General features: G+C 40.7%; 17 protein-coding genes and 1 riboswitch. Of the genes, 3 read left to right on the top strand and 14 right to left on the bottom strand.

Annotation, left to right across the window (positions count from 1 at the left end; translation table 11 throughout):
• Positions 1-180: 180 nt before the first annotated feature.
• The 14 genes from gntK to gcvH form a co-directional block, all read right to left on the bottom strand.
• Complete coding sequence (gene gntK, locus RCP16_RS02430; RefSeq protein ID WP_069329233.1) at positions 181-1764, bottom strand: gluconokinase; 1584 nt, start codon at positions 1762-1764, stop codon at positions 181-183.
• Between the two features lie 45 nt (positions 1765-1809).
• A complete protein-coding gene (locus tag RCP16_RS02425) occupies positions 1810-3186 on the bottom strand; it encodes a GntP family permease (protein WP_069329232.1) in 1377 nt (458 codons plus the stop codon).
• Positions 3187-3434: 248 nt separating this feature from the next.
• A complete protein-coding gene (locus RCP16_RS02420; RefSeq protein WP_137223344.1) occupies positions 3435-4394 on the bottom strand; it encodes a Ppx/GppA phosphatase family protein in 960 nt (319 codons plus the stop codon).
• 258 nt (positions 4395-4652) lie between these two features.
• Positions 4653-7535 carry a type I pullulanase gene (gene pulA / locus RCP16_RS02415; protein ID WP_308641572.1) on the bottom strand — a complete coding sequence of 961 codons (2883 nt, stop codon included), beginning with the start codon at positions 7533-7535 and terminating at the stop codon, positions 4653-4655.
• 479 nt (positions 7536-8014) lie between these two features.
• Complete coding sequence (gene map / locus RCP16_RS02410) at positions 8015-8761, bottom strand: type I methionyl aminopeptidase (protein WP_308641571.1); 747 nt, start codon at positions 8759-8761, stop codon at positions 8015-8017.
• A gap of 238 nt (positions 8762-8999) precedes the next feature.
• A complete protein-coding gene (locus RCP16_RS02405; protein ID WP_069329228.1) occupies positions 9000-9518 on the bottom strand; it encodes a GNAT family N-acetyltransferase in 519 nt (172 codons plus the stop codon).
• 59 nt (positions 9519-9577) lie between these two features.
• On the bottom strand, positions 9578-10150 hold the full coding sequence (locus RCP16_RS02400; protein WP_308641570.1) for a DUF2569 family protein: 573 nt from the start codon (positions 10148-10150) through the stop codon (positions 9578-9580).
• A 132-nt stretch (positions 10151-10282) separates the two neighbouring features.
• The gene (locus RCP16_RS02395; RefSeq protein WP_308641569.1) at positions 10283-11134 is read right to left on the bottom strand and encodes an SDR family oxidoreductase; all 852 of its coding nucleotides are present in this window, start codon (positions 11132-11134) and stop codon (positions 10283-10285) included.
• Between the two features lie 238 nt (positions 11135-11372).
• Positions 11373-12872, bottom strand: a complete 1500-nt coding sequence (locus tag RCP16_RS02390; RefSeq protein ID WP_273594566.1) for an extracellular solute-binding protein — start codon at positions 12870-12872, stop codon at positions 11373-11375.
• A gap of 45 nt (positions 12873-12917) precedes the next feature.
• Positions 12918-14411: an extracellular solute-binding protein gene (locus RCP16_RS02385; protein WP_308641568.1), complete on the bottom strand. Its 1494-nt coding sequence runs from the start codon at positions 14409-14411 to the stop codon at positions 12918-12920.
• A gap of 504 nt (positions 14412-14915) precedes the next feature.
• Positions 14916-15788 carry a carbohydrate ABC transporter permease gene (locus RCP16_RS02380; RefSeq protein WP_069329223.1) on the bottom strand — a complete coding sequence of 291 codons (873 nt, stop codon included), beginning with the start codon at positions 15786-15788 and terminating at the stop codon, positions 14916-14918.
• Between the two features lie 30 nt (positions 15789-15818).
• Entirely contained in the window at positions 15819-16718 is a 900-nt protein-coding gene (locus RCP16_RS02375; RefSeq protein ID WP_241669368.1) for an ABC transporter permease, read from the bottom strand.
• A gap of 258 nt (positions 16719-16976) precedes the next feature.
• On the bottom strand, positions 16977-19409 hold the full coding sequence (locus RCP16_RS02370; protein WP_308641567.1) for a helix-turn-helix domain-containing protein: 2433 nt from the start codon (positions 19407-19409) through the stop codon (positions 16977-16979).
• A gap of 305 nt (positions 19410-19714) precedes the next feature.
• The gene (gene gcvH, locus RCP16_RS02365) at positions 19715-20107 is read right to left on the bottom strand and encodes a glycine cleavage system protein GcvH (protein ID WP_069329220.1); all 393 of its coding nucleotides are present in this window, start codon (positions 20105-20107) and stop codon (positions 19715-19717) included.
• A gap of 178 nt (positions 20108-20285) precedes the next feature.
• Positions 20286-20383, top strand: a riboswitch (glycine riboswitch).
• A 280-nt stretch (positions 20384-20663) separates the two neighbouring features.
• Here gcvH and gcvT point away from each other — a divergent pair.
• Genes gcvT through gcvPB form a run of 3 tightly spaced genes read left to right on the top strand, consistent with a single transcriptional unit; the run spans position 20664 to position 24687 of the window.
• Positions 20664-21782 carry a glycine cleavage system aminomethyltransferase GcvT gene (gene gcvT, locus RCP16_RS02360; RefSeq protein ID WP_308641566.1) on the top strand — a complete coding sequence of 373 codons (1119 nt, stop codon included), beginning with the start codon at positions 20664-20666 and terminating at the stop codon, positions 21780-21782.
• Positions 21783-21826: 44 nt separating this feature from the next.
• Entirely contained in the window at positions 21827-23182 is a 1356-nt protein-coding gene (gcvPA, locus tag RCP16_RS02355) for an aminomethyl-transferring glycine dehydrogenase subunit GcvPA (RefSeq protein WP_308641565.1), read from the top strand.
• Positions 23179-24687 (top strand): aminomethyl-transferring glycine dehydrogenase subunit GcvPB, encoded by a 1509-nt coding sequence (gene gcvPB / locus RCP16_RS02350; RefSeq protein WP_308641564.1) that lies wholly within the window; start codon positions 23179-23181, stop codon positions 24685-24687. The genes gcvPA and gcvPB overlap by 4 nt, the downstream gene beginning before the upstream one ends.
• Positions 24688-24693 lie beyond the last annotated feature (6 nt).

Raw genomic sequence — 24693 nt, 5'->3', positions numbered from 1 at the left:
CTTTTTAACTCTATCACGGTAAAGCAATAACTAAGTAACTCGATATATTTAACCTGAAATAATACGTTATAAACTAAAAAAAGATTACTGCGAATAGTAGCAGTAATCTTTTTTTAAATCAACCTTATATGATCTTCTAGATTAGTTATTTATTGTATGAAATTTCATTCAACATATTGATTAAAGATCATCACTATCTTTTTTATCAATAGGCGTATACTTATCTAGCATTTTCTGTTGGAAGTCTGCGATATCTTCATAATCTTCTTCAAATTTACGTGAAATTCGAATATAGATTGGCAATAGTTCGCGATAGATCGCCACATGTTCTTTGTAAGGCTTATGTTCATACGTGGTACCGATCATTTTGGATACTTCATCCAATGAATCGATCCGTTTGAGAGCATACAATCCGAGCACAGCTGCACCTAGACAAGAACTTTCGATACTTTCAGGAACCACAACTGTCTGGTCAAAAATATCAGCCATCATCTGACGCCATAGCTCCGAACGAGCAAACCCGCCTGTTGCATGGATTTTCTTAGGTACACCAATTTGCTCTTCTACTGCTAACATCACGGTATACAGATTGAACAGTACGCCTTCTAAGGCTGCACGAATCATATGTTCTTTTTTGTGATGCAAAGCCAGTCCGAAGAATGAACCTCTTGCATCTGGGTTCCATAACGGTGCACGCTCACCCGATAAGTAAGGATGGAACAATAATCCATCTGCGCCTGGATGTACTTTTTCAGCAATACGAGTCAGTACATCATACGCACTCAGTCCAAGACGCTTCGCTGTTTCTACTTCTGAAGCAGCGAATTCATCACGAATCCAGCGGAAAATAATACCACCATTATTCACCGGTCCGCCTACTACCCACTTATCTTCAGTCAACGCGTAACAGAAAAAGCGACCTTTTGGATCGGTGACTGGCTTATCGGTGACTGTACGAATCGCTCCACTGGTTCCGATAGTTACAGCGACTACGCCCGGTTCAATAGCATTCACACCTAGATTCGATAGCACTCCATCACTGGCTCCAAGTACAAATGGCGTACTTTCAATCAGACCCATTTCTGTTGCATATGTCGCATGTAGACCGTGCATAATATGTGTAGTCGGTACTAACTTGGATAGATGATCACGTGTAATGCCTGCTGTTTCTAGAGCTTCTTGATCCCAATCTAATTCTTTCAAGTTCATTAGTCCAGTAGCAGAAGCCATCGAATGATCGGCAACATACTCACCGAACAATTTCAGGAAAATATATTCTTTGATCGAAATGTATTTGTGCGCTGCATTCGCAATCTCTTTCTGATCATGGGTAATCCACATTATTTTGGTTAATGGAGACATTGGGTGAATCGGTGTCCCTGTACGCATATAAATCTCATGTCCTTTTTTCTCTTTTTGCAATTGACGAGAATAGGCGGCACTACGATTGTCTGCCCAAGTCATACACTGCGTAAGCGGCTTGCCTTCTTTATCCACAACCAACATACTGTGCATCGCTGAACTGAAAGACACAAATAAAACATCCTCCGGTGCAACACTGCTTTTGTCCATCGTTTGTCTTACGGAATCAACCACTGCACGGAACAATTGATCTGGATCTTGTTCAGCAATCGAAGGTACAGGCGTATGCAAAGGATATTCTGCTCCACCTTGTGCTACAATTTTGCCGTTTTCTTCGAACAATACAGCTTTGGTACTTGTTGTTCCAATATCTACACCGATCATATATTTCGCCGTGCTCATGATTTAACCTACTTTCGCTCTAATTTCCTGCACTTCTTTTCTTATTTAGACTACTACATTCAGTAGCAAAATTAAACCAAACGCCACAAGAGACAATAAAGTCTCCATAACTGTCCAAGACTTCAACGTCTGTGGAACGGTCATATTAAAGAATTCTTTGACCATCCAGAACCCTGCATCATTCACATGAGAAAGAATCAATGAACCTGCACCTGTCGCCAGTACGACCAATTCAATATTGGCTCCCGGCGTTAATGCTAGTACCGGTGCTACAATCCCTGCGGCAGTAGTCATTGCAACTGTAGCCGATCCTGTAGACACACGAATCAGAGCAGCCACTAGATAAGCAAATACAATCACATTAACATGAGCAGAAGTGGCTACTGCGGCGATCGCATCACCTACACCACTGTCGATCAATACTTGTTTGAATGCTCCACCACCACCGATAATCAAAATAATCGAAGCGGTTGGTGCAAGACAATCCCCTGCAAATTTGGATACTTGTTCTTTGGTAAATCCTTGTCCGAATCCCAATGTGAAAAAGGCAAACACAGTTGCAATAAACATCGCTACGATTTCATTACCAACAAAGCGTAAAAATACACTAATTCCGTGCGTACTTTGCGGATCTGCAATCTCAGCAATAGAACCTGCTAGCATCAGAATTACAGGCATAAGAATCGTCAACATCGTAATCCCAAAACCTGGCAACGGCTTGTCTGGACGATCCAATTTGTTATTGGTTGTAAATTGTTCAGATAACCCTTCAGGCGGATGCACAATAATGCGTTTGCCAATATAGGCTCCGAATAAAGGCCCTGCGACTATCGCTGTCGGTATACCTACAATCAGCGCATAGATGATCGTTTTACCAATACTTGCACCAAAAGCATCAATCGCTATCATAGGTGCAGGATGCGGTGGCAACAGTCCATGAACGGTGGATAAACCTGCCAGCATCGGAATCCCTACACGTAATAATGAAATATTCGTTTTGCGAATAACAGTAAATAAAATAGGAATCAACAAAATAATGCCGACTTCAAAAAATACCGGCATCCCTACAATAATCCCTACGATTAGCATCGCCCAGGGAATATTTTTCTCCCCGAATCGATTAACCATCGTGGTGGCAATCTGCTCTGCACCGCCCGATTCAGCCATCATCTTTCCGAGCATTGTACCCAGACCGATAACAATAGCGATGGAACCCAGTGTACCACCTAGACCACTTTGTACGGATTTGACCACATCGAGTGGTGCCATACCGATAACCAATCCCAAAAACAATGATGCCATGAGCAGAACGACAAATGGATTCCATTTGTACTTCGCAATCATGACAATCAAAATAACAATAGCAACAAGAGCCCATACCAATAGTGTGGTTTCATGGCTCAAACCAAAAATGGAATACATTCATTTTCCTCCTTTTTCTGCTTATGTACATCTTTTCCCAAATAAACCCCTTCTATTATTACCCCAAATTAAAGATTTTTCAAACGATAATGTCATTTTAATTATTTCATGCTCATTTGTGACCGTTTACATTTTTTGAGAATTTTCCGGATTGTTATATACGCAACAATTTGCTTGTAACAACAACTACATAACAAAAAAGCTGTTAACGTCACATCCTAAGATGCGCATTAACAGCTTTTTGATATTTATGAAGTGGGACGTGAAGAAGCTGATTCTGCGGTGAAAAAATGATGTGAAAAACCATCACTCAGACCACGCCAACTGGCTAACAATGCTGAACATTTCATATGTTTTAACAATGTGCGTAAGATAAGCGTACCTGCAACAATAATATCGGCACGATCTTTCCCTAGATCAAATCGATTCACCCGTTCTTCTAGACTTAGCGTTGCTAACGCTTCAGCATAAAAGAAAATGGTATCTGGATCGATACGGTAAGGATCACTAGCGGGCTTCGATTGACGTTTACGTTCTCGCTCCATTCTTGCTAGAGCACGAATACCCCCACCTAGACCAATCAAAGGCAAATCAGGATGCATCGCTGTCCACGGATATTCTGCTAATTGTTGCTGAATATTCTGTTCCAACTGTGCTGTCGATTGCTCGCTCCAATGATCGGTACCACCATTTTGCATCGTCATATTGACTGCCCCACAAGGCAATGAAGTACTTTGAATTAATTGGTTATTTTTAAAATAAGATATTTCGGTACTGCCACCACCAATATCAACAATAAAGCCTTCTGTGACATGAGCTGGCATAGAGCGCATTACCCCTAGAAATCCAAAATACGCTTCTTCTTCACCGGATAAGATCTGCACTTTGATATCGGTATTGCTTTCCCAACACTTCATAATCTCTTCCGTATTGGCTGATTGTCTAACTGCTGCTGTAGCTACAGCACGAATCTGATGGGTATGATTCGTTGCGCAAATATGCTTAAACTTCTGGAGGATAGGAATAACCGTTCGGATATCTTCCTCAATCATGTTGCCATTCTCATCCCTGCGCACACCTAGCCGAACAGTTTCTTTCGCTTTGTGTATCATACGACAGGTTCCATCTGCACCTGCTTCATAAATAATCAGACGGATTGAGTTTGAACCAATATCAATGACTCCGAGTCGGTTCCGGTTTTCGCTCATCGTATACTTGCTGTGAACGCGTCCGCTATTCCATAAATCGCCATCAACGAGTTCCTCCTTCTATCTATTTTAGGTGTTCGTTATTCCTTATCCTTTACTTCCATCGCCATATTTTTCGCTATGCCAAACGTTTGTTGGTTATGATTTTATCAGGAACGGTCTCTCATTTCCATAATTACTCGTTATAAACCTAATTTATTATCAAAAATAACAAAAATAGCTACTCTTTATTTCTAAAGAAGTAGCTATTTTGAATGATTACATCACAGGTTCTACTTCAAATTGTGGATCGCCACTTTTGATTAATACTTTAATCGCATCTTGATGAGTATTAACGAAAATATAGCGATCTGTATCTACATCTTTGGCTTGCCAGTCTTTGAGACGGATAATAAATCCAACACTGGTTTCTTCAGGAGCAACCACAATTTTTGCAACGGCTCTACCGTCTTCAATCCGTTCAAAATCAACTTGTCTGTGACCTAAGATTGGTCCCCATACCCATAGATTCCAACCTTTATAATCTTGATTAGGACGCTCATATTCCACTTCAATACTACGAGGAACATAAGGCAGTACTTCTACTAACCATTGGGCTGTTGCTTTACCACAAGAAGCGGTAATTTTGGCTGTACCCGGGCGAATCCCACGTACCAATCCATCTTTATTTACACGGATAATCCGTTTGTCGCTTGAATCCCATTGCACTTTTGGACGAGCAATGGGGCGACTGTATTGATCCAGAACTTCAGCCTTCAACGGAATACGTTTTCCGCCATAGACTTGATGTTCCCCTTGCAAATGAATCATATGCGGTACTAGCGTTTCTACATGTAATAACAGTGTACTTTTCACGCTACCACAAGAAGCACAGATTGTACTATCTCCTTCGTTTAAAGCAATTATTTGTCCATTTTCACGAACAATGACGTTTTGCTCATTCGAAGAGTGGAACTGTACAGATTCTGCTTCAAAAATACGACCCCGTTGATCGCGTGGAGTGACTTTAATCTGTAACTTTTCGCCGGGTTCCATAATGCTTGGAGTATAATCCCATTCTAGACTAGCTGCTACAGGGATATATTGATCTTCTTCATCGTACAGCACCATAATTGATAATGGTGGAACGATCACTTCTTGACCGACCACACTAGCTAATGGATGTATACCTGCTTGATTCTCGTTAACAACCACTTGCCATGGGCTTGCTGATAATGGCAAAGCCACATTCTGATCATGAGTGCTCGCATTATAGATTACAACGATTCGATTCCATTTATCACCATGAGCATATTCACCAAGTTGGAAAGCAACAATCTGCTTGTCACTACGCAATACTTTTAGATGTTTTTCAACATCTTCTCGTTGATCCATACGGAATGCAGGATGAGAACGTCTTAATTGAATCAGACCTTGATAATAATCAAATACAGGACGGAAATGATGTTTATTTTCCCAACGTAATCCATTGATCACATCAGGGCTACGATAACTGTTATGATCGCCAAATTTGGTACGTAACATTTCATCGCCAGCATGGATAAATGGAATGCCTTGACTGGTTAACACAATCCCATTTGCCAAGATTGAACGACGAACCCAATCATTAGACAACACATATTCAGGATCAATGTATTTATAAGGTTCTGCGGCTTCTACCGCTTGTTCTACGCTACGTCCATCTGCTAACTGTCCATTATCCATGTGTAAGAAAGAAAGAGCATCATCTTGTCCGTAGGTACGTACAAGCTTATCCCACAGATTTAAGTTATCATGAGCGGTTACATAATTGACCGTTTCACTAGGATGATCTGTAAAATCACCAATTGCGCCATAGATTCCTTTGACAACATCGCCTTCAACATCAAATGCTCCTGTTGCAAAGCCCTGTGTATCCCCATCGCTATCGCCTTTAATCGCTTCACGGAAATTATCGTTAAATACAGCAAATCCTTTACCACGTTGTGCGCCTTTCAGCGTCTGTTGTGGAAGAAGAGACCATCCACCTGTCCATGGCTCACCATAGATCAATATACAAGGATCGACATCACGACGTAATTCTTGAGTCAATTGAGTCACGGTATCGGTATCAATTAAGCCCATCAAGTCAAATCGGAATCCATCCAAATGATATTCATTAGCCCAGTAGCGCAAAGAATCTTTGATATATTTGCGTACCATTGGACGTTCTGTTGCAATCTCGTTACCTACACCAGAACCGTTAGTCAATTGACCTTTTTCATCTGTACGGTAAAAGTAGCCCGGAACCAAACGATCAAAAGGTCCATCATCTACAGAATACGTATGGTTATACACGACATCCATGACTACACGTAGACCTTCTGCATGTAAAGCTTGTACCAAACGTTTAAATTCACGAATACGTGAAGTCGGATCCGCAGGATCAGTCGCATATGCGCCTTCAGGTACATTGTAATGCTGAGGATCGTATCCCCAGTTGTATTTCATCTGAGTAGAATCAGGATCATTTACTTTTAATTCATTGACGGTATGGAAATCAGCAATCGGTAATAAATGAACATGGGTTATACCTAGTTCTTTAAGATGATCGATACCGATCTGATTGCCATGCTCGTCTTGTAGACCTTTTTCAGTAAAAGCTAGATATTGACCTTTATATTTCATTTGCGAAGATTCATCAATGGAGAAGTCACGCACATGCAGTTCGTAGATCACAGCATCAGTCACACTGGACATACGTGGCTTTACATCATTTTCCCAACCTTCTGGATTGGTCGTCTGAAGATCAATAATAGCTGTCCGTTGTCCATTCGGAGAAACAGCCCGAGCATAAGGATCTACTGCATATTGGACAGAACCGTCAGCAAATGTAGCACGGTACATATAATACTGACCTGCAAGATCACCGTGTTGCTCACATTGCCATACGCCGCCTTCTTCGGATTTCATTGGATACGCTTTACCATACGTATGATCATGCACTAGACCTTCGTCATCGTACACACCCATATCTTGATATAACATAAGATCCATCTGGACAGCATCTGGTGCCCAAAGTTTGAATATACTGTACTGAGGCGTATATTGTAGTCCAAGATCATCTATATCGTAAAAGTAGTCAGCAGCTACATCTAAATTTCGTATTAAGGAATGATTCATTTTATCTAACATTATATTCACCACCATATTTTAGGTTAACTATGAGCACGAATGTTCATATTCATTTCCATACCGTCAAGGGTTACTAACAAGTCTAGTATTTATTTACAATTGCTTATAATAATAGTATCGGATATTTTGTCGAATTCTTGAAGGTTTAATGGAACTTTAGTCCTATTTAATGGAGGTTTTTGTAATATTCAAGAGTGCAATCGTTAGCACAAATAGTTAATGAATATCATACCGACTATTATTATTTATCCGATAGCGATTGTATCTTTGGGAAAGCGAAGGTTGATTTGGATATAATATTGCCTATTATTTACCTCAAATGCTTGCTTTTGAATAAAAATCATAACCATATATCAAAATTAAATTATTAATTAGGATTAATGATCAGGTAACAGCTGTTGATGATTCACTTGCTAAGCACTGCACCTGATCCTTATTCAAAAGAAACTCAGACGAATCTAAAACGATTACTGAGCAGTCAAAATAATCGGTCCATCCGCTATGATCGCTATTGTATGCTCATACTGAGCAGACCATCCACCATCTGCGGTACGTGCTGTCCAACCATCTGCATCAATCGTCATCCGGTACGTACTTTCATTAATCATCGGTTCGATCGTAAAGACCATACCTTCTTTAAGACGTGTGCCTTTGCCGGGCTTACCTGTATGTGTAAAGTTTGGTTCCTCGTGAAGTTCACGCCCTATTCCGTGCCCTAACAGATCACGTACCACATGGAAGCCATTGCTCTCTGCATGATGTTGAAGAGGTGCCATTGCATCTCCTAGACGATTGCCTACGATAGCATGTTCTATCCCGATATACAGACATTCTTTAGTGACTCGCATTAATTTTTCTGCTTCTGGTGAGATGTTACCTACGGCATAACACCATGCGGAATCACCAAGCCAACCATCATATTCAGCAACGATATCGATTTTGGCAATATCGCCTTCTTTTAAAGGAGTACGACTCGGAAATCCATGAGCAATAACGTCATTTACAGATGCACAGGTCTCATATTCAAAACCATTATATCCATTGGTAAACTGCTTACCACCTAGTTTGGTGATATGTTTTTTGACAAATTCATTAATTTCCATCGTGGTAATGCCGGGTTGAATAAGCTTGGCAAGCTCACGATGACAATCAGCTACGATCTGACTAGCTGTTCTCATTGCTTCTATTTCTTGAGGCGATTTTAATATAATCATTGATCGGCTTCCTTTCACAAGCTATTTCCTGTTGGCATATGCTGGAATAGCCATTTCTCTATAGTTATGGTTCCTCATACATATTAACGTCAACTTTATCTTTGAGCAACCTACCGATCTTATCAGATGCATACTCTATCCCAGTGTAATCGACGCCATAATGAAAAAACACCTGATAATCTTTAGACGGATTATCAGGTGTGAGGTTGCAAGTATGAAGTTAAATATGTAGCTTATTTTACTTGGATTCTATGCGTTTGCCCACAATCGCTAAATGACGTTCTACATCATCCAAAATAGCTACACGTGGCAAATGTCCCCAATCTTCAAATCCAAACTTACGCAATAATTTTAGACTTGGATCATTATGAGCAAAAACAAATCCAAGCAATGTATGGATATGCAATGATGGGGCTTGCTCAATCGCATAAGATACTAATTTGCTCCCTATCCCTTTGCCTTGATAATCATTATGCACATATACACTTAGCTCCACTGTTCCATTATAAGCAGGTCGTCCATAAAAGGTCTGTAAACTTGCCCAGCCTGCAATCTGACCTTCTTGCCACAAGACCCACAGGGGACGACGATCTGGAACATGCTCATCGAACCACGCTTGACGGCTTTCTACAGTCACAGGTTCTGTGTCTGCGGTAGCTAGCCTTGCAGGGATCGAAGCATTATAGATATCGACAATAGCAGGTAAATCTTCTTGTCTGGCTATTTCTATAGTGTACGGTAAATGTGGATCACTCATAAAGTCTGCCTCCTTGTAAAAACGCAAAAATTAAGATTAGATGTATTAATTAAAGAAGATTAACGCACAAATGTGTTTTTAACACGTACAGAACGCATAAAGTAGAAAATCCAAGCTACAGCAAGAGCAACTCCCAAAATCGTACTAAATGTAGTAAATACACCTACATCAGGTATGATAAGCATAGTAACGACTGTACCTGCTAACTCAAAAATGAAATAAGCAATCATCAAACGTGGCAAGAATTTTTTACGTTGGTAAAAGAAAATTAAATTAACAAGCATCCAGACCAAAGAGATCGAAGCAAGTATAATTCCTATGGTCATCACCAATGTAAAACGTTCACCATAAATCGCAAACAACTGATTAGTCATTCCGGGCATTGCTGATTCAAACTCTTCTGGATTATTGTGCATCCACATTAAAAATATGTAACTAGGAATCGTGAAAAAGAAAGCGATAAGTACATAATACATATACACCTGAAAACAAGCTAACCAGCCACCTAACCCTTGTAAAGGCGGTTGCATATAAGGTGGATAGGGTGGCATTCCTCCCTGTTGCTCTTGAGGCGGAGCTTGATACGGATTCTGCTGAACTCCATTCGGATTTGGTGGATATTCATTACTCATTCTATATCATCATCCTTTCTATGTTTATTCTGATCCTACTGGATACCAGATGCTTCTATTGTAACAGTAGATCCATCATGATGTAAGATAGATTGCACAACAAATGACATCATTTTAAAATGATCATTCTTATTAATCTTGCCAGCCTATTTGCTCTTTACTCCATTCCCAAAAACGAAGCGCTTCTGCTTCATCAAGGGCTTTGGACTTCAGCTTATGATTCTGTTTACGATAATAATAAGCACCCGAATGTTGAGCGACAGCCTCATCATCCACTAGAAAAATAGCAGTCTCGGCACCTTGCTCTGGCGTCTGGAAAAAAGGAAGATGCGCTACTCCTGCCAAAATACGCTTGCCGAATCCAGTATCTCGATCGACTCCAATATTCGTAGCCACTGCACCGGGATGCAGGCAATTGATCGTTACATTTGTGCCTTTTAACTTGTCAGCCATAACACGTGTAAAAAAGATATTCGCAAGCTTGGATTGAGCATACGATTTGATAACAGTATATCCATGATGTAAATGTGGATCATCCCAATGAATTTTACCAATTTTGTAAGCGCCTGAACTGACCACAACAATTCGTCCTTGCGGAGAAGCTTGAAGTGCATCCAACAGTAAATGAGTCAGCAAAAAGTGCCCTAGATGATTCACACCAATACTCATTTCAAATCCATCTTCAGTCTCCTGACGCTTTAAATTCACTACTCCTGCATTGTTAAGCAGTACATCCAAACGATCATATTTTTGGTTGAATTCTTCGGCAAACTCTCGAATATGTTTAAGAGAACCTAGATCACATTTCATAAGACTAATTCGATCAGAACCACTCTGTTCACGTGCTTCTTGTAACGCTTGTTGTCCGCGTTCTTCGTTACGACAGCCCATAATCACTTCATAACCACGCTTCGCTAATTCGATAGTAGAAGCAAGTCCCATACCGGAATTGGCGCCTGTAATCAATACACGTTTTGTACTCATGATGTTCCTCCTGTAAGTCATTCTTTTCTTGTTAATAAACCAGTCCATCTATTTCTACGCATGTATTGATCGGTAAAAGCGTCGAAACATGGAGATGACATACCAAAAAAAACTGTAATCACCCCTCATTGCCTACTCTGTAGTATCAGAATAGAACAAGAAGTAATTACAGTTTTTTGGTATCTATCCTATTGTATAGTTTCAATAAACATTTCGTTATCGCTAACTATTTAATCATTTACTTGTTCAACTTGGCATATGCTTCTTCATACTCTTTGATCAGTTGATCTCCTCCTGCTGTACGCCAACTTGTAATCGCTTGTTGCCAGCCAGCATCATCTAATTCACCCATAATGTACTTGGTCTGAGCATCACTGATCATCTGATCTAATTCTTGCCCACGTTCGGTATAGATATCAGATACCAGATTATACGCCGGGTTGGAGACTGCATATTTGCGATCATCTTTCGATAATTTCACACCTTTAGTTCCCAGTTCAGTGTCGATTAATTCAGGTACATTATACCCTTCGATATTTAGTAAGTTATCACGGTATGGCTTCACATCCCGTTGGTATCCGTCAAAGTCGATAAATTCGGTTTTACCATCTGCTGTTTTTTTATAATGTTTATTTTCGATTCCACGTAATTGTAATGTACTTGTCGGTTCGTCCATTAATTTATCGAGTGTACTTAACAGATCTTTCAATTGAGCTTCATCTTGTACAGTCGCTTTGGGGAAAGCCAGAAAGCCAAAGTTACCGGGTTCACCGGCTATCCGAATACCTTCGGGTCCTACGAATGGAGAAATATCCACTACGCCATCCGGTACAGCAGCTGTCAGCAACTGTTGTGTACTTTTGCCGTTAGTAGCTACGCCATTCAATTTCATCCCTATTCTACCGGATGCCATCATTTTATCAGCTTCTGTTGAATCCAGTGATGGAAAATCGGCATTGATTAATTTTTCTGCATATAGACGATGCATCATTTGTAATACCTCGGTATATTGCGGTGTGATAAATTCAGGCGTAAATTTACCACTGTTATCTACTCCCCAGCGATTGACTCCACCTAGACTGACTGCAATACGGGTCAATGGAGCTTGAGAACCTTCGGTATATGTTTTGAATAATGGAAAAGCATACGTATCGTTTTTACCATTGCCATCAGGATCTTGAGTCGCTATCGCTTTGGCGGCATTGTACCAATCATCTACACTTTTGGGAACACCTAATTTCAATGTATCAAACCAGTCTTTTCGATACACGATTGCAGCCCGTCCAATATCGCGGAAATTAGGGATTCCATACAATTTGCCATCTACTGTGATGTTGCTATAATACTCAGGATCTTGAGCGCTTAGATTCGGATAGTCTTTAAGATACGGCCCTATCTCCCAAAATTGATCTGAACGAATCGCACCCACTGTTGTCGGAATATAATTCAATCTCATAATATGAGGTAGATTGCCTGAAGCGATCATCACGTTGACTTTATCGTTAAAAGCAGAGCTTGGAATCCATTGAATATCCAAATCTTTGCCGATATGTTTTTCCAATCCTGTCTCGATATCATTTCCAGTTTTGGGAATATCACCGACTTGCATAAGCGAAATACGTACTGTTGAAGAGTCTGCTGTGGCAGCGCCTTGATCGCTATTGCCACAACCTGTTAATCCGAAAGCCAAGATTGCTGTCAGTGTCCAGCATGCACTTTGTTTGACCACAAATTTCATTTTGGTATCCTCCTGAATATAGTGGGATAAAAATCATGATTGGCTTTACTTTTGTTGTTGCTGTTCTTTGTAAGAGCTTGCGTATTCTTGCATCACTTTATCGCCACCCGATGTTTTCCATAGTTCCACTTGTTGTTGCCAACCGTTCTCATCGATTTTGCCCATAATATATTTGGTCTGTGCATCATTGATCAGTTGATCTAGATCACCGCCACGTTCTTCATATGTCGGTGAATATAATGTCAATGCTGGATTAGGAACAGCATACTGCGTGATTTCTTTTGCCATCGCTACTCCTTTTTCACCAATCTTGGTATCTTTTTGCGCAGGTACGTTATAGCCTTCTACCAATGGCAGATTATCACGATAAGGCTTCACTTCACGCTGAAAAGCAGCAAAGTCTGTCATCTCTACACGTCCATCGTCTAACTTTTTATAATGCTTGCCATCGACTCCACGTAATAACAATGTAGACATTTCAGGGTCCATTAATTTATCCAAAAAAGAAAGCAGTGCTTTGAGGTCTTCTTCTGTAGGTACAGACACTTTGGGGAATACAAGAATGCCTGCATTACCCGACTGTGCAGGTACACGATAACCGTCTGGCCCTTCTAACTTGGCAAGATCAATCTCTGCATCAGGTACATTTTCTTGTAATCGTTCAAGCTGACTTTTAGCCGTTTGTGCTACAGCGATCTTCATACCGGTTAGACCGGAATCGAATTTCTTGTCTGCTTCAGTTGAATCAAATACAGCAAAATCTTGATTGATCAATTGCTCATCATACAGACGCTTCAGTAGATCCATTACACCTTTATATTCTGTTGTCATAAATTCTGGCGTAAATGAACCATCTTCTTCGACTTTCCACTTATTAGGTGCACCCAGACTAACAGCAAGACGCGTGGTAAATGAATATTCGCCTTCATTGTATTTTTTGAACAGCATCATGCCATACGTATCTTTTTTGCCATTATCATCTGGATCATCTAATGTTAACGCTTTCACATTGTTGTACCAGTCTTCTGTGCTTTTCGGTACATCTAGCTTCAGCTTTTTGAACCAATCCGAGCGATAGATCAATGTCGCACGGGCAATATCGGAAAAGCGAGGTACCCCGTAAATTTTGCCATCTACTTTGACGTTATCGTAAAACACATCAGCTTGTGCAGCTAAGTTGGGATAGTCTTTGAGATAAGGACCAACTTCCCAGAACACATCATTACGCATCGCATTGGTGACCGCAGGTGTGTAGTTTACTTTCAAAATATCAGGCATATCTCCTGAAGCGATCATGACATTGATTTTGTCATCATAAGCGGAGTTCGGTATCCACTGTACATCTATTTTTTTACCGGTATACTTTTCGATTTCTTGTTGCACTTGATTGCCTGCGGAAGGAATATCCCCGACTTGAGAAATTGCCATAGTGATTGTATCATCGACAGAAGCTCCTTGAGAGCCTTTGCTTCCACATGCACTGAGTACGGTTGATGTGGCTAGGATGAGGCACATTAATGTTGCTGTTTGCTTTTTCATGTGTTGATAACTCCTTTCATTGATGGGGTGGGGTGAAGGGCTTCGGGGGAGATGGTTCTTGCCGTCGCTGGTAAGATCGGATATCTTGATTGACCGCTAAACGGTCGATATCCGAGTCTTAAAGGCGACTTTCAGAATCCATCTCCCCCTTCGCCCAGCACCATTGGGTGGGGGTAGCAGGAAAGATTTAGACATTTAGAGATTTAGAGATTTAGACATTTAGACATTTAGAGATTTAGACATTTAAGGAATTGGATATTGGTTTTGAATATGAGTGAGATTGTTTGTTTTGAGCATTTGGAGTTCAGATATTATTGGAGTTAATCATTTTCTAGATAAAGTATTGATTGTAATGGTTTATACAAATAATAGTGGATCGAAATGCATTGAATGTGGTTTTTGATTATGGATGTGTTGGGATAGTTGTAACTTGGGATTTCTATTCACAAACTTATTTAAGTTATTTTTAAATACGCAATTAAGATGTATTGGATCATTAATATATTAGCCTTTGACTGAGCCTAGGAGTGCGCCTTTGGCAAAGTGTTTTTGTAGGAATGGGTAGACCATTAATATTGGTAGTGTGGAGAAGACGATTACTGCCATTCGGATCGTGAGTGGTTGGATATCGGCTTCTTCGATACTGGTGTCTCCGATTCGGCTTTGAGCGAGAATAACGATTTCGCGTAGCCACACTTGGACAGGCCATTTGTCGCTGTCATTGATATATAGAATAGCGCTAAAGAAGCTATTCCAGTGAGCTACAGAGTAGAACAGTGCAAAAGTTGCCATTGCTGGTAAAGATAGTGGTAAGACGATACGGAAAAGGATCGATACGTCGTTACATCCATCAATCTTGGCGGCATCTTCCAGTCCGTCCGGAATCTGTTGGAAAAAGTTTTTGAGTACAATTAAGTTGAAAGCGCTAATCGCTCCGGGAATCATTAGCGACCATAATGTATCTGTTAAATGTAGTGAATTGACTACAAAGTACGTAGGAATCATTCCGCCACTGAATAACATGGTGAACAGTACACCGAGCATGATGTATTTTCTGCCTCGCAAATAAGGACGAGATAGCGGGTATGCCATCAATGTCGTCAGTAGCAAGTTAATCAGTGTACCGAGTACAGTAATATAGATTGATACCCATAGACTGTTCAGTAGTGTAGACGTTGAGAAGATATAGCGATAAGCGGCAAGAGAGAATTCTTTGGGAAAAAGAATAAATCCTCCTTTAGCAACTTCGGCTGGGCTGGTAAACGATACAGCAGTGATATAGATAAAAGGTAATACCGTTACAATCCCTAACAATAACAACAAAGTATGATTGGTATAATCAAATAACCGATTTCCTAATGTACGATCTTGTTTCATCATGTGGTCTCCTTTCGGACGATAGATACATTAATAAATGCCTTCTTCTCCGCATTTTTTGGCTAATTGATTAGCACCGACAACCAGTAGCAAGCCGATCACAGATTTGAATAGTCCCACAGCGGCACTGTAACTGTATTGGGCTTGAGTCATCCCTTTGACGTATACATAAGTATCGAACACTTCCCCTACATCACGGTTTGTAGAAGTCAGCATTAAGAAAATCTGTTCGAATCCGGTATCCAAAAACGTACCCAGACGCAAAATAAGTAAAATAATAATCGTACTGCGAATCGCTGGTAATGTGATATGCCATAACTGTCTCCAACGACTTGCTCCATCCATCCGGGCAGCTTCATATAACTGAGTATCTACACCTGACAAAGCCGCTAGAAAAATAATCGTTCCCCAACCGACTTCTTTCCATATCGATTGCGAAATAATCATCGTGCGGAACCAACCGGGTTCTAATAAAAATGCTATTTTTTGTCCGGTAATCGCAAAGATCAATTCGTTTAAAATACCACCTTCTGTGGTAAAAATCATATAAAATACACCAACAACGACAACCCATGAGACAAAATGCGGTACATAGATTAACGTCTGGACGAACCGCTTAAATCGTTCTGTCACCACTTCATTAAGCATCAACGATACAATAATGGGTAAAGGAAAAAAGAAGATAATATTGTACAGTGCTAAGATCAGCGTATTGCGAAATAACATCCAAAATTGCGGTTCACTGAAAAAGCGTTCAAAATGCTTGAATCCTACCCAATTGCTTTCCCAGATTCCTCGGTAAGGAACATAATCTTGAAACGCCATCACAATTCCATACATCGGTACATATTTAAAGACGACAAAATAAATAATTCCCGGCAATAACATAATGTACAACCAACGATTTTTGTAAAATTCTTTCCATGACATGTTTGCCTGACGTTCCTTTGTACGTATCCGTGTAGATGATTTGACCGATTTGGCTTCCATCCTTCACCCTCCTTGAAAGCGTTAACATTTTTATAGACTCATTGTCGCTTCCAGAAGAATAACAGGCTATCATCCAATTTTAGCTTTATATGTAAAAAAAGAAGCTAATCCTTACTGTATCAGGGTTTTAGCTTCTTTTTTGGGAACATAATAACCTTTTTTCAACCTCTATATATGCTGAATTCAACTCGTATTTACTCAAATCAACTTCCGACTTCGATGTTCTTCACGATATTTACCAGGAGTCGTTCCTACTATTTTACGAAAAATACGGATAAAGGCTGTCGTGTTACTGTAGCTTAATTTTTCTGCGATATCTGCAATTCGCCAGTCGGTTGTTTCTAACCATTTTTTCGCTTGATTCATTCGATATTCAGCTACATAATCACTAAACTTAATACCTGTTTCTTTTTTGAAAACACGACTTAAATACACTGGATGAAAGTTAAGCTGTTCTGCACACATTTCTAAGGACAAATCTTGTTCATATCGCTGTTGGATAATCTGGATCATCTGATCGGCAATATTGATATACTGTGACTCCGATTGGCTTTGTAAAAATTGCTGTAACGGCTCAAATAGTGCATGAGTGAACCAGTGTCTGATTTCTTCTACCGTCTGTAGTTCAAGCAAGCGATGCAGCGATGCTTTTTTACCTAAGACTCCATTAACAGTTCCACCTTTTTGCTGTACCATCTCATATACACGAGCAGCCAATTGGGTTAGCAATACTGGATAATCGCGGAAATGTATTTCTTTGTCCATAACATGACGAATATATTCATCGAAATACAGTGGAGTCTGCTCATAATCTCCATTTTGCAGCGATTGGATAATACGATCTTCTAACTGTTTGAGCTGAGTATAGACTGCTACTTCCATAGGCGTACTATGATCAATATCTTCAAAATGAATAATCAATTTGTTGCCCAGACTCATTCGTTGCTTGAGTGCTTCTAGTCCTTCTCCATAGGCATCAGGTGCTCCTTGATAATGTTCAAATGGACGGCTGATCCCGATACTGACTGACAACGATAAATAGTCTTGAATTTGAGTACGTACTCGCTCTGCTTGACTGTGATACCACGAAGTAGCATCTTCATTATCTGCGGGTTGGACCAGAATACTAACTTGAGATTGTTCGATCAATACCGGACTAAAGCGATGTTCTACCGAAATCAATTCAGACACCATATTATTAATAGCAAACAGTAACAGTTCTCGATCGGTTTCTTCATAGCGTGTTCCTTGTACCGTATCGATCTGTAATACCAATACCGCCATAGAACGAACCGATTCAGGAAATCCATAGATTAGACGGCGACGTTCAAATTCATTAGCAGGAATCTGCCCGCTGATCAACTTAATCACTGATAATTCTCGCAATTGCGGAACCTGTCCCCGAATCTGCTCTTCTAACTCACGCCCTGTTAAGCGCATCCGCTCTACTTGTTCTCCAATATAAGCAAATTCATCTCGTCTTTTCACTGGCTTATGTTGATCTCCAGCTAATCCTTTTCGGTGACCTAACCATAATCGTCTATACCCTGTAGCTGTGGATGGCTCTTCTGCCTTGAGCCGTCCGGTATAATCTACAGAGTCACTGGCACCTAATAACTGCATTAATTTAGACACAGGAGAATACATACGACGACTGCTGAGAAAAGCCAATAGTGCAGTTAACAATAACATCGCTACACAGACACTAATCGTTAATACTGCTATTTTTCTTGTCTGGGACGTAATCTGTCCTATAGATACGACAGACACATATACCCATCCGTTCAGTGTCGATGAAGAATAAGTCACTCCCACTTCTTCACCTTCACTTTTCCAATTAAAAAATCCTTGACGTTCTCCTTGATGAACATGAGCAAACACTTCATTTTGTAATCCAGGATATTGTGCACTCTGACCGTTATCTAGAAATTCTTGTTGGTATTGATCAAACACATATATTTGTCCCAGACGTGTACTGCTGGTGACCCAATTATCAATTTCATCATTGGCAATATCCAAGACTAACAGTCCACGTGGTTCACCGGTCGAAGGTAATAGTGGAATTTTGAACACCATACTGGTTACTTTTGTTTCCTTTTCAGGCGATCCTGAGTCCAATTCCTCTTCTGAGATCATATCTATATTTGACGTATATCCGTTATTCGCTATTGAAGTATCGGTTACCCAGAACATGCTATTTCGATTGTGTCGGTATGATCGAAGCACACTTTGATCTTCTGCATCAGATACTTGACTGAATGATGTTCCTGAGACTACCCAGTTATGCTCAAAGTTAATTAAACGTATCTGATCTAGCGATGTAATCGTTTGCAAATTATTAAATCCGGTCGTCAAATTACGTATTTTTTCAAAGTCTCCCGATTGCAAAGGTTGCTTCATCGTTTCCGTAACAAACGGCGAATTGACATATTGTACAGCAGACAACTGCAATGTTTTGAGTACTTGATCTACACGTAATTGAGTTTCATTTAATAATTGTGCATTACCATCTTGCACTTTCTGCTCGACATCACCTGCCGCCAACGTATAAGAAAATATCCCGATTACCAGTACAGGTAACGATCCCAATATCACCATAATCAGAAATAAACGATATAGATATTTAGACAACAATCTCCCCTCCAGAGGTAATCATCAATAAAATAGGTATGTTGTACATGTCGCAGTGTACATTCATTATTGGATCTATGTAAAAAAATTCTATTTTTTCTTTATTTAATCATTCTATCGTATTATGCAGATTCCTCCAACCTAAAATAAAAAAGAATGTCGTTATTGTGCACTTTAATTACCTGTATCAAAAATATACATAACAAAAAAGACTGATCCCCATCTAGGTTTTCAGTCTTGTTCTTGTTACAATACATATAAATAGATTTTATATCCTTCTTTTGTATAGATTGACAGTGTATGAGTTAGTCTTGGGCGTGTTCAGCATAAGCTTCTGCACTCAAAAGGCTTGATAATGCACTATCTAGGTCACCACTGACTTTAACTTCAACCATCCAGCCACGTCCGTAAGGATCAGAGTTCACCAGTTCAGGTTCTGTTTCCAGTTCAGGATTAAAATTAGTGATCGTACCTGTCACCGGACTAAAAAGATCAGATACTGTTTTGACCGATTCAATCGTGCCGATCACAGCTTCAGAAGCAACTTCTGCACCTGCTTGTGGCAATTCAACAAATACGATATCTCCTAGCTGATGTTGAGCAAAATCAGTAATACCGATACGAACCGTATCATCACTAATACGCTCTACCCATTCATGTTCTGCACTATACAGCAATTGATCTTTAATCTCACTCATTGTTCATTCCTCCGGTTCATGGTTGTAATGTCTTCATGCACACAAGCGTATAGCAAGGCAGATTATACTGTCAATACTCTTGACATTGCTTTTTGAATCAAGTATTAATATAATATACATACATTCACCACTGTTTCAATACTTAATGTTCGGAAATACATAACATCATATGTAGCGAATGAAAGTACAGGGAGAGACTGTTCAGAACCATGACAGCGCCGAAGGAGTAAGCCAGTAATGGTGAATCTCTCAGGTAAAAGGGACCTGTACCGGACGCAGCTCTGGAGAGAATTGGCATCATTCGGTCACCGACGAATATCCGAATGATAACAACCAATCACCCAAGGGGAAACTTGTTGCTTATAAGCTATTGAGCACAAGGTAACTCTCAGGTATCAAGGACAGGGAGAAAAAGAAATATTTCAGGTATAGCACCTGCTTATTTCCTTTTCTCTCTGTCTTTTTTGTTGAGCTTTTTCGGATGATTTTATTCTTTTTTCACAAAAAATGATATATGCGATTTTTCGCTACAAACTAATTCGATGAGGTGACGATCATGACAACAGAACTGAAGCGTACGCCGATTTTTCCTCTTTATGCTCAATCTGGTTCCCCACGCTGTATCGATTTTGGCGGTTGGGAATTGCCTGTTCAATTTACAGGAATTCAAAAAGAACATGAAGCGGTTCGTGAACAAGCTGGATTATTTGATGTTTCTCATATGGGTGAAGTGATCATTTCAGGTAAAGGTTCCCTTGCCTATTTACAACAATTATTAACTAACGATGCTTCTCGCTTGCAAGATGGACAAGCCCAATATACATTAATGTGCTATCCAACAGGTGGTGTAGTCGATGATCTATTGGTATATCGTCTGGGCGAAGAACATTATATGCTCGTGATCAATGCCTCGAATATTGATAAAGATATCGATTGGATGAAGCAGTCTTTGCCTGCCAATGTCACTCTTGAGAACATTTCAGAACAAACTGCTTTGATTGCTTTACAAGGTCCTCAAGCGGTTGCTATTTTACAAGCGGCTACACAAAGCGATCGTTATGCTGAACTGGCAGGATTTTCTTTTATCGAAAAAGCTGAGATTTTTGGCGTTCATGCGCTCATCTCTCGTACAGGTTACACCGGTGAAGACGGTTATGAACTATATGTATCTGCAACAGATGCTCCTCTCATCTGGGAAAAGCTATTGCAAGCAGGTGAACCGCTTGGCTTGATTCCTTGTGGACTGGGTGCACGGGATACGCTTCGCTTTGAAGCTCGTCTTCCTCTGTATGGTCAAGAGCTGTCGGCAGATATTTCTCCACTCGAAGCGGGACTTGGCTATTTTGTAAAGTTGGACAAAGAACATTTCACAGGCAAAGAGGCTCTAGTCGCGCAAAAAGAAAAAGGATTGTCTCGTAAATTAGTGGGTGTAGAAATGATCGACCGTGGTATTCCTCGCCCGCACTATCCTGTCTACCAGAACGGTCGACAAATCGGCGAAGTGACGACAGGAACTCAATCTCCTACACTTAAGCGTAATCTTGGACTTGCTTTAATTGAAGCTGACAGTGCTGCTCTAGGAACACCGATAGAACTTGAGATTCGCGGTAAAATGCTCAAAGCTGAAGTGGTGAAAGCACCTTTCTACAAACGAGCATCTTCTGTCACTAAATAAAATTACAAGGCGACTGATATGTTGCCCCAAAGGAGTCTACCTTTATGAAATCGCATCGTTATATTCCAATGACCCCACAGAATGAAGCAGAGATGTTAGAGGTTGTTGGTGCTTCTTCGATAGAGGATTTATTTACAGATATTCCGGCATCCCTTCGTTATCAAGGCACCATGCCCATGTCTGAAATGCTAGATGAATATACACTGACTCGTCATATGTCTAGTCTTGCAGGGCAAAATGCAGATACAGATCGGTACACTAGCTTTCTGGGTGCAGGATTGTATGATCACCATTTGCCATCTGTGATTAATCATGTAATTTCTCGTTCTGAATTTTATACAGCGTATACTCCATATCAACCAGAGATCAGTCAAGGTGAATTACAAGCGATCTTTGAATTTCAGTCCTATATCTGTGAACTGACAGGAATGGCTGTAGCCAATGCAAGTATGTATGATGGCGCAACAGCACTTGCCGAAGCAGCTTCCCTTGCAGCATCAGCTACAGGACGCAAAAAGATTATTGCTCTTTCTACGATCCATCCTGAATCACGCGGAGTCGTTCGCAGTTACGCTCGTGGTCTTAATCTGGATGTAGTTGAAGTGCCTTATGGCGATGGAGTCACAGATATTGGGGTGCTCACTGAAGCGATTGATGAGCAGACCGCTGTTGTGCTTGTCCAATCCCCTAATTTTTTCGGTGGTATTGAAGCGATTCAAGCAGTTGCTGATCTTGCTCATGCCCAAGGTGCTTTATTGGTAGTGAGTACGAATCCTATTTCACTGGGACTACTCGAATCTCCTGGTAAACTTGGAGCTGATATCGTTGTTGGTGATGCACAGCCGCTTGGCATTTCGATGTCGCTTGGTGGGCCAACTTGTGGATTCTTCGCTGTGGCTCAACCGCTTATGCGCCGTATGCCTGGACGAATTGTAGGTCAGACCAAAGATATTGATGGTAAACGTGGTTTTGTATTGACGTTGCAGACTCGTGAGCAACATATCCGTCGTGACAAAGCGACATCAAATATTTGTTCCAATCAGGCATTGCTTGCGCTGTGTGCATCGGTATATCTATCTGTCATGGGTAGACAAGGTATGGTGGATGTAGCTGATCTGAATGTGCAAAAAGCTCATTATGCTGCTCAAACTTTATCTTCTATCCCTAATGTCAAATTAGCATTCCAATCTCCTTTTTTCAATGAATTTGTACTAGCTTTACCGCAAGGCACTTCAGTCGCTGATGTTAATACTCAACTGTTAGCTAAAGGCATGATTGGTGGTTATGATCTAAGCCTATCTTATCCTGAATTGTCCGGTCACATCTTGTTCGCAGTCACAGAGAAACGTACCAAAGCAGAGATAGATCTATTGGCAACTGAACTGGAGGCAATCCTATGACAAACGAAACTGTAGTCCATGAGACCGTTACTTCTGTACAAGGCGCTGTTGTTACTGAAAAAGCTTTGATTTTTGAATTGAGTCAACCGGGTCGAATCGGTTATTCTTTACCAGATTGCGATGTTCCTCGTGTCGAAGTCTCTCAATTGATTCCACAAGAAATGCTTCGTAAAGAAGAACCTGCTTTACCTGAAGTATATGAAGTCGATGTGATTCGTCATTATACAGAATTGTCCCGTCGTAACTTTGGCGTAGATAATGGCTTCTATCCGCTGGGTTCTTGTACGATGAAATACAATCCTAAAGTCAATGAAGATGTAGCTCGTTATGCAGGGTTTGCGAAGATTCATCCTTATCAACCACAACAAAGTATTCAAGGAGCACTGGAACTGATGCATACTTTGCAAAATGACCTTGCTGCTCTAACAGGCATGGATGCCGTCACTCTTCAACCTGCTGCCGGTGCTCATGGAGAATGGACAGGTCTAATGATGATTCGTGCGTATCATGAAAAACGTGGCGAATACCGTACCAAAGTTATCGTACCCGATTCTTCTCACGGTACGAATCCTGCAAGTGCGACAGTGGCTGGTTTCCAAACGATCACGATTCCTTCAACTCCAGAAGGTCTAGTCGATCTAGATGCCCTTCGTGCGGCAGTTGGATCAGATACGGCTGCTCTGATGTTAACGAACCCGAATACACTGGGTCTTTTTGAAAAGCAAATCAGTGAAGTGGCTCAGATCGTTCATGAAGCTGGTGGATTGTTGTACTATGATGGTGCTAACTCCAATGCGATTATGGGGATTACACGTCCGGGTGATATGGGCTTTGATGTGGTTCATTTGAACTTACACAAAACAATGAGTACACCGCATGGTGGTGGCGGCCCGGGTGCAGGTCCTGTCGGCGTGAAAAGCAGATTGCTTCCTTTCTTACCTGAACCGGTTGTTGAAAAATTAGAAGACGGTACCTTTACTTTACGTAGTGGTTCTCCTGACTCGATCGGTCGTGTCAAAGCATACTATGGTAACTTTGGTATTCTTGTACGTGCGTATACGTATATTCGTAGTTATGGACCTGAAGGTCTGCGCCGAGTGTCTGAATGTGCCGTTCTGAATGCGAACTATATGATGCACCGTCTTAAAGATCATTATGAAATGCCATATACAAGCGTATGTAAGCATGAATTCGTGATGTCCGGTAAAGGGCTCAAGCAGTATGGTATTCGTACACTGGATGTTGCTAAGCGGTTACTGGATTTCGGGTACCATCCGCCTACAGTTTACTTCCCGCTAAATGTAGAAGAATGTATTATGATCGAACCTACAGAAACAGAAAGCAAAGAAACACTGGATGCTTTTATTGATACCATGATTCAGATCGCTGGTGAAGCGAAAGACAATCCAGAATTGCTACTAAATGCTCCTTATGGTACAGCAGTAAGACGCTTGGACGAAACAACAGCTGCTCGTAAGCCAGTATTAAACTGTGCTTGTAATTAAATAGCA

This window comes from Paenibacillus nuruki (assembly GCF_963311185.1).
Classification (GTDB): domain Bacteria; phylum Bacillota; class Bacilli; order Paenibacillales; family Paenibacillaceae; genus Saccharibacillus; species Saccharibacillus nuruki.
Note: the sequence above shows the minus strand (reverse complement) of the source record. Positions and strands in the feature narration are given on the sequence as shown.